The organism is Pseudoalteromonas sp. TB25 (assembly GCF_000497995.1).
In the GTDB taxonomy this organism is placed as follows: domain Bacteria; phylum Pseudomonadota; class Gammaproteobacteria; order Enterobacterales; family Alteromonadaceae; genus Pseudoalteromonas; species Pseudoalteromonas distincta.
The window spans coordinates 1-8,734 of record NZ_AUTI01000378.1; the positions used below are offsets into that span (position 1 = coordinate 1).

An 8,734-nucleotide genomic window follows, 5' to 3' on the forward strand; every position below is an offset into this window, starting at 1 on the left:
AGCATCAACAATACCCGTACCACAGCTAGTACATGTTGCAGGGAACGAACGGGTAGTTGATTTTAAAATACTTTCTATTTCGTCAGGCGTTGCATCTGGCTTTGCTTGCTTAATAAGTGCCGCAACACCTGCTACGTGGGGCGCAGCCATTGATGTACCTTGTGAAAAGCCATAGCTGTCGCTTGAAGGTGTAGACGAACCTGAATTGTAAGTTGATAGAACGCCTTCAGAGTCGTTTGCAAAGCTTTGTGCGCCACCTGGTGCTGCAACATCAATATTGCTACCGTAGTTTGAGTAATAAGCTCTGCCGCCATTACGGCCCACTGAGGCTACGTTTACTACACCGTTACAGTTACCTGGGTTGTAGTTTGCTGAGTTATCGTTATCGTTACCTGCAGCAATAACTACCACAGTGCCGTTACTACGTGCTGTGTTAATTGCATTTTGAGTTGTAGAGCTACATGAACCGCTCCCACCTAAACTCATATTAATTACATCAGCAGGGTTTGAGTTAGCAGGAATACCTGAAACACTTCCACCAGATGCCCAAATAATACCGTCTGCAATATCAGAGGTTAAACCACCACACTTACCTAGTACACGAACAGGCACTACTTTTGCGTTATAAGCTACGCCTGCAACACCTTCACCGTTATTGGTTACCGCAGCAACTGTGCCGGCTACGTGCGTGCCATGCCAGCTAGAGTTTTGTGCACCGTTAGTACCACATTCATTCGCAGCAACTGCATCACCAGGATCACGTGCATCGCTATCGCGACCACCACCGTCATTAGCTACCGAAAGGTTAGAGATCATATCGTAACCCGGTAAAATATTAGCGTTTAAATCAGCATGAGGGCGGTAGCCCGTATCTAGTACAGCTACAACTACACCGCTACCCGTTGCGGTATCCCATGCGGTCGGTAAGTTTAAACCACCGGCTTGCTCGTAGTAGTGCCATTGGTCATCAAAACGTGGATCGTTAGGAGTTGAAAACGGCTTTAGCATTTGATCCACTTCAATGTATTCAACATTGCCAGAATCAACCATTTCTTGCATAAACTCTTGGGCCTCAGCCGCACTTAATTTTTTATCAGCACGCATTACGTGATGATTATTAAGTGCCATTGCACGAACGTATTTTGCTTTTACTTTGCCTTTTTTAGAAGCGAAGTTTTTAACAAAGCTTTGTGCGCGCTTTTTCATGCTAGCTGGGCTTGCGTCTGCAGTTGAGAGGCTCGCCATTTCGTTATTATTTTTATATTTAATAATGAACTGAGTTTCGAAACCGCCTTGGCTTTGTAGTTTAGCCGATGTTTCAGCCATTGAACTTGAAACTGATTGAGCCATGCCAGATGTTGCAGCAAAAAGCGTACTAACTGTAATTGCAATTGCGCATCTTTTAAAAGTTTTACTTGTTGTCATAATTATCCCTAGATTTTTATTTATTATTTCGTGATGTAGGATCACGATGCGGGAACAAAAGTAAACGATCTGTTAACTAGGTTAAAATATCAATTTATTATGTACCTCTTTCATTTAGTTATAACTCAGGTTTTTCGCGGTTTACTCGTTGTTTAGTATTTGTCATATAAATTAAAAATAAGTATAAAGGGTTGGTTTATTGTGCGGGTAATTATTCCCGACTTATTACTGATGCGTTTTTGTTGTGTTATTGCTAATAATTTAAATGCTACGTTGTTAGCTATCAAACTTTGCTATAATCGGAAAAATTTTTTAGTAGGGTAAAATAATGAGTCAAGTAGATGTAATTGTAATAGGTGCGGGAGCTGCAGGATTAATGTGTGCAGCGCAAGCTGGATACCGTGGCCGAAGCGTTACAGTACTTGATATGGGGAAAAAACCAGGTCGTAAAATTTTAATAAGTGGTGGTGGGCGTTGTAATTTTACAAATGAAAACGCAACCCCTGATAACTACTTATGCGCAAATGCTCATTTTGTTAAATCATGTTTAAGTCGCTATACACAGCATGACTTTATTGAGCTGGTAGACAGACATGGCTTGGCGTATCACCATAAAACACTAGGTCAGCTTTTTTGCGATAACAATGCACAAGACATTGTTGATATTTTACTGACCGAATGTGAGTGGGCCGGGGTAAATATAAAACTACGCAGTGAAGTGATCAGCGTATCAAAAACCGAAACCGGCTATAGCGTTACCACAGAGCAAGAAACCTTAAGCTGTGAGTCGTTAGTTATAGCATCAGGTGGCTTAACTATGCCAAAACTAGGGGCTACACCAATAGGTTATAAAATTGCAGAGCAGTTTGGCTTAAGCGTGTTACCAACTATGGCTGCACTTGTGCCGTTTACTTTGCATCAGCATGATAAAGAGCGTTTTGAAGGGCTCTCGGGAATTAGTATCCCTTGTGAAGTTTCAAGCGAAGACGGCACCGTATTTAAAGAAAACATCCTCTTTACTCACCGAGGGTTATCGGGCCCAGCAATATTGCAAATAAGCTCATTTTGGCGAGCAGGGCAGGCTGTAACTATAAACTTATTACCTGAAATTGATTTAAGGCAGCAACTTGCTGATTGGCGAGAAACGCAAGCCCAAAAGTCCTTAAAAAATAGCCTTGCAACTATTTTACCTAAACGCTTTATAGAAATACTGCACGAAAGCAAAGCGATACCAGATTGTAATATTAATCAGCTTACCCATGCTCAAATAAATGAGTTAGTAAATTATATTCATGCGTGGCAAATTAAACCCAATGGCACAGAAGGTTATAGAACAGCAGAAGTAACATTGGGCGGTGTAGATACCGACGAGTTGAGCTCAAAAACCTTTGAAGCTAAAAAAGCTAAAGGCCTATACTTTATAGGCGAAGTAACTGACGTAACAGGGTGGCTTGGAGGCTACAACTTCCAATATGCGTGGAGCTGTGGATTTGCTTGTGGGCAGCACGCTTAAGTTTAGGCTATAAACCCATCTAAGTAAGTTGATTGAGCGATAACGGTTGAATCGTTATCGCTAACACATACTTTATTGCGTCCATTATTTTTAGCCTTATATAGCGCTGTATCAGCCCGCTCCAGTAGTTTTAGCACTGTATCGTCTTTTTGTATCGTTGCTAATCCAATACTTATAGTAAATGCTACATTTGTAACTGTGTTTTCGGCAATATACTTTCTCAGGTCATCGGCTTTTTTAGCGCTATCATTTAAAGAGGTGTTGGATAAAATAATAGTGAATTCTTCTCCACCCCATCGCGCAATAAGTGCGTCATTTCCCATACGGCTTTTTAATATTTTTGCAAATTCAGTTAGCACGTTATCACCAACCAAATGCCCGTAGGTATCGTTTATATTTTTGAAGTGATCTATATCGCAAATAAGTAAGCAATGTGGGGTTTTAAAAACGTCATTTTTAGCAATTAACTGTGATAATTCAAAATCAAATTTTTGCCTGTTATAAAGCCCCGTTAACTTATCGGTTTCTGCTAAGTGTTGAATTTCTAAGTTACGGATAGATAATCGAGTGTATGCCGAAAACCGTGTTTTTTCGTAAAACCTAAAAATTAAAATATGAGCAAGGCTTACCTCTATAAGATTAAATAAAGAGCCTAAGCCAATTGTTACAGTTTGCTGTTGTTGTAAATACACAAGATACGCACAAATAGCAAAAGCGACTGCACTAAATAGGCTTCCCCAGTTTCTTCCAACTAAAAAAAAGCTAAAAGGCGGGATCAACGTTGCCCAAAATAAAGAATGCGCATGTCCGCCTACAGAAATCACAAACATCATTATTAAGCTAACAACCATAAGGGCAACGGCCCATGCTGCTGCATTTACGTTGGCTGTTTTATTAAACCAAGTATAGATACCTAGTGATATAGTCAGCCCTAAGGCATCAATTAAAGCAATGTTATAGCTTTTAAAATAAAAAAGATTGAGGAGTGTTAAAACTAAAAAGTAACATGTAGTTATTAGTAAAGAGTGGGCTATTAAGCGAGTACGCCAAAAATCCTTATGGTCTTTTGGGTATTGTGGAAACTCTTTGTACCAAAAACCTAGCATAATGAACGACTCTTTAACCTCTGAATTTAGTGATTATTACTTATATTAGGCTTTTATTATAGTTTTTTACTTTGATTAAAACGCTTATATACGGTGGTGTTTATAAAAGTTTAAAGATCATTACAGCATTTTTCAAAGGTATGAAGGACTAGGTAGTGACTGATTACTTAAATGTAATATGCCTCGCCTTGATTTAATTGACGCAGAGCTCGCCGTTATCGCTTACGTAGAGCTCTGAATAAATGCTATATCTATTCCTCTATAAATGCTTCGCCTTGTGTCATCCACTTAGCAGCAGGTTTGCCTTTTAAGTAATGATCAAAGTACTGCATCATACGTACTGAAAAATCGACCTGATTAGGAAACTTTTTCAAGTGGTGTGGTTCACCTTCGTATTGTAAAAAGGTTGCATCTTTACCTGCGCGACGAAGCGCTAAGTAGTACTGCACGCCTTCGTGCCAAGGCACTGCATCGTCTTTATCGCCAAACATAATTAAAATAGGGGTATTTACTTTATCTGCAAAAAACACCGGTGAGTTTTCTATGTACAGCTCTGGTGCTTCAAATAAGTTTTTACCTATACGGCTTTGCCCTGTTTCGTATTGAAACTGACGAGCAAGACCTGATTTCAAACGTATGCCACTGTAAGCACTGGTCATGTTTGATACTGGCGCGCCAGATACAACCGCTTTAAACATATCTGTTTGGGTTATCATAAACGCACTTTGATAGCCTGCCCAAGAGTGACCTTGTAAGCCTATTTTATCTGGGTCGGCTATGCCTAAATCTATTAATTTTTGGGTGGCGTTGATCATGGTTTGCGTTGACGATTTACCCGGGTGACCTATTTCAAAACGAATGTCAGGTAAAAATACCGCATAACCGTTTGAGGTAAACATAGGGAAATTAGGGCGATGGTTTAATTCCATTTTAGGAAAATCAAACATGCGTTGACTCATGTAACGGTAAAAATACACAACCACAGGTACTTTATCGCCTTTTTTATATCCCGCTGGTTTTATTAATACACCTTGTAAATCTTCACCGTCAAAGCCTTTATAGCTTATTAGTTCTGGCTTTTCGCTCCAGGCAAAATTACTAATTTGTGGGTTTAGCGTGGTCACTTGTTTTGGTGAACTAAAGCTAAAATCTGTTTGGTAGTAATCAGGAAATTGGCTATAAGTTTGCGAGGTAAATAAGTACTTGTCAGCCTTTTTGGCTTTTTTAACCATATCAAAGCGTTTATCACCGCTAAGCACCTTAGTTAGTGTGTTAGTGGTTAAGTCGAGCTTTGCAACTTCGCTTTGTTTAGTTTGTAAGTTAATAGCAGAGACAAGTAATGTATCGCCTTTTTTAAAGCCCACTTGGGTTTTATCAAGCTTAATAACACGGTACTGCGTATTGCTTTGCTTACCATTAGTTAGGCGTTTAGCTTGCTGCGTTTTTACATCAAACGCCCAAATATCGTATTTACTATAAGCAAGCACTTGGCTGCTATCGGTCATCCAACCAGCAAAACCATAACCAGGTTGAGTAGATGGGTAGTCGTGTTTATCATCAGCAAAGGTTGCCTGAATCGCTTTTGTAAGCGGTGTTACTTTATTATTTTTTAAATCTTTTAACTGTATTTGGCTATCGCTAAAATAAGCTGCAAACTCACCATTAGGGGCAAGGCTCGGTCTAAACGGGTAGTTACTTATAATTGGAGTTTGTTTACCGGTGTGTATATTTACTGCAAAGTAATCAGCAAAAAAACCGCCGTACATAATTTTTTTTAGGTAGGGGATGTTAGATGAGCCAAGTAAAGATATATCTCGCTGAGGGTTTAGTGCAACCTCAGGCATGTTTGGTGTACTAAGTTGCGCAACTTTTTGCGAGTTAACGTGATACACCGCACTGTAATGGCGATTTTTATTAACTTCGTTCCATTGTTGCTCTTCACGTGGTTTTATTTGCGCATCGTTGTTGTGCCATACATTAAGACCTTTATGCTCACGTATGGTATCAAAGTCGTACAGTGAGGCTTCGTCGGTATATTCTTTAGTTTTTACTTTAGCTGCTAATTTAGGATGGTTTTCAAAATATAAGCGCTCGCCATTTTCTGACCATTCAAGGGTGGCTGTTTTCCCTAACGTCCATGCTTTATTAGGTGAATCTATAGTTGAGAGCTTCTCGTTTTTATATAGCTGTAAAGTGTAGTTTCGGCGGCGCGTGTCATCATTTACATAGTTACCCAATGTAAACGCTGCAATATTGTCAGTGGGGTGCCACGCTATTTTATTTGCGATTACGCCAGGTTCATCAATTAATACGCTGCTATTAAAGTCACTGAGCTCAATTAACGCTATTTGGTTGTTATTACCATCGCTGTAACTTTGACTCACTAATAGCTGGCTGTTAGCTGAGTTAATAGCGTAGCTAAATACGTTTTCTATTGTATGAGTGCGTTTATCAGATAAATTTACGATAACAAGCGCATAGCTCTTATCTTTTTTATCGGGCGTGATAGCGTTGTCTTCTTCGTTTTTAGTGCTATCGGTTTTATCTTCTACTTTTGCGTCATCGTCTTTTTTATTTAAACGATAAGCAAGCCACATACCGTCATCAGATAACGTGTAATCTTTTACATTAGCAAAGCTTTGTTGGGCACCTGATTGTGTGTTTACGAGTACCAGATTGTTTTTAAGTGTGTCTTTTTTTTTGGTTGTTTCTTTTTCAAGTAAGGTAGGTACTTGTGTAAAGGCGACCCAGTTAGCGGCTTTATTAATATGAGGCTTAGTGCCGCGTTCTACTTCTGCGATGAGTGTATTGCTTTGTAGTGAGTAAACTTGACCAGTTGCATTTCCACGATACGGCGTTGCACTAAAAGTGAGTACTTGACCATTGTCAGATAGTTGTGTGCTTTTAGCTGATTTAAAACTAAATACGTCTTTAAATTGTAGCGATTCTTTGGCGTGTATGCCGGTGCTAGTTAAGCTGGCAACGAGTGCCGTGCTTAATAAGGTGAGTTTTGTTTTCATTATTGATTCTCGTATTATGACATTGTTTCATTGTAACGAGTTTGGTTCATAATTCGAGCGGATCAGATAAATGGCAGCTACATACGACAAAACGACCCGCAGGTCGTTTTTTAGTATTCAATTTATTAATTTAGCAAACATTACAGCCAAATTTTTTGTAGCTCAAGCCATTGTTTTTCAAATTGAACACTAGGTTTTGCTTTAAAGTCGCTACGTACAAACTGATTCATTTTGCCTTCAACGTAGGCAAGTAAAAAGTTTGCAAGTGTAAGCTCATCACTTTGAAAGTTTTTACCTTCACGTAATTTGCGCTCACGAAGCACTTGTTTAAACTGAGTTTCTAGTTTTTCAAACAAGGTTTGTACACGTTCGCGTAAACGTTCTTGCTCACCTTGCAGAGCATCGCCCGTTAAAATACGAGTAATACCTGGGTTTTTTTCAGCAAAGGTTAGAAGTAATAATAGAATGTTATAAATGCGCGTTTGGCTTTCTTTTTCGTTTTCAATAATAATATTTATACGAGATAAAAGGGTATCTTCAATAAACTCAATTAAGCCCTCAAACATACGCGCTTTGCTCGGAAAATGACGGTATAGCGCGGCTTCAGACACACCCACCTCAGCAGCTAGTTTTGCTGTGGTGATGCGTTGTCCTAAATTAGTTTCTAACATTTGTGCGAGTGCTTGCAGTATTTGCTCTTTGCGATTACTTCTTTTTGTCGCAGGCATGAACATTCCTTTTTATTAGTTATTCTTAGTGGCGCAGTTAAGAACCCTAGTCATTTTTTGTTCAAATGATTGGCGTATGTTAATGTTTTATTCAGTTTGTTTCCAGCCTTTTTATAGATGTTTAGCCAGCTGTTCGATCACCTTGCGAGCTATTTCTACTTTACTTGTTGTTGGTAATTCTAGTTGTTCATTGTGCCAGTACAGTGTTAAAGCATTATGATCGGAATTAAACCCTAAGCCACTTTTTGATACGTCATTAGCGCAAATCATATCTAGATTTTTATTTTGTAGTTTACCTTTAGCATAGCTTTCTACATTTTGAGTTTCGGCGGCAAATCCAACCGTATAGGGGCGGTTTTGTGTAAGGTTTGCAATAGCTGCAATTACGTCAGGGTTTTTAGTTAAAGTAAGGGTGAGTTCGTCGCCTTGCTTTTTCATTTTTTGAGTCGCAATGTTTGCAGCTCGATAATCCGCAACAGCAGCGCAACCTATAAAAGCATCAGATTGTGATGCATAGGTAAGTGACTCAGTTAATAGCTCCTCAGCGCTTTCTATATTAATAAGGTTTACGCCAGTTGGGGCTTTTATAGTGACAGGGCCCGAAATTAAATTAACCTTAGCACCGAATTGCAAAGCTGCTTCTGCTAGTGCATAACCCATTTTTCCAGAACTGTGATTTGATATAAAACGTACCGGATCGAGAGGCTCACGCGTTGGGCCNCCTGCCGTTATTGTAATTGTTTTTCCTGCAAGTAGTTGCGGTTGCTCTTTTGCTATACATAGCGCAACTAGCTCATGTGGCTCTAACATGCGTCCAGCGCCTATATCACCACACGCTTGCTCACCTTTACCTGGGCCCCAAATAAGTACGTTACGTGCTTTTAATGTGGCTAAATTTGCTTGTGTAGCTGCGTGTGCATACATTTGCTGGTTCATGGCAGG

General features: G+C 39.5%; 6 protein-coding genes. 1 reads left to right on the forward strand and 5 read right to left on the reverse strand.

All coding sequences use genetic code 11. The annotated features are described in order from the left end of the window. The coding region (locus tag L652_RS0116415; RefSeq protein ID WP_024603559.1) for a S8 family peptidase at positions 1-1,425 on the reverse strand (1,425 nt) is incomplete at its 3' end. Between the two features lie 328 nt (positions 1,426-1,753). Here L652_RS0116415 and L652_RS0116420 point away from each other — a divergent pair. Then, complete coding sequence (locus L652_RS0116420) at positions 1,754-2,938, forward strand: NAD(P)/FAD-dependent oxidoreductase (protein WP_024595536.1); 1,185 nt, start codon at positions 1,754-1,756, stop codon at positions 2,936-2,938. Between the two features lie 2 nt (positions 2,939-2,940). Here the strand turns inward: L652_RS0116420 and L652_RS0116425 are convergent, their stop codons facing one another. The 4 genes from L652_RS0116425 to coaBC form a co-directional block, all read right to left on the reverse strand. Continuing rightward, positions 2,941-4,044 carry a GGDEF domain-containing protein gene (locus L652_RS0116425; protein WP_024595537.1) on the reverse strand — a complete coding sequence of 368 codons (1,104 nt, stop codon included), beginning with the start codon at positions 4,042-4,044 and terminating at the stop codon, positions 2,941-2,943. 251 nt (positions 4,045-4,295) lie between these two features. After that, positions 4,296-7,064, reverse strand: a complete 2,769-nt coding sequence (locus L652_RS0116430) for a prolyl oligopeptidase family serine peptidase (protein WP_024595538.1) — start codon at positions 7,062-7,064, stop codon at positions 4,296-4,298. 140 nt (positions 7,065-7,204) lie between these two features. Then, positions 7,205-7,792, reverse strand: coding sequence for a nucleoid occlusion factor SlmA (slmA, locus tag L652_RS0116435; protein ID WP_004335558.1), 588 nt, complete (start codon positions 7,790-7,792; stop codon positions 7,205-7,207). 111 nt (positions 7,793-7,903) lie between these two features. Then, positions 7,904-8,734, reverse strand: an 831-nt coding sequence (coaBC, locus tag L652_RS0116440; RefSeq protein ID WP_029770335.1) for a bifunctional phosphopantothenoylcysteine decarboxylase/phosphopantothenate--cysteine ligase CoaBC, incomplete at its 5' end; no start/stop codon positions are given.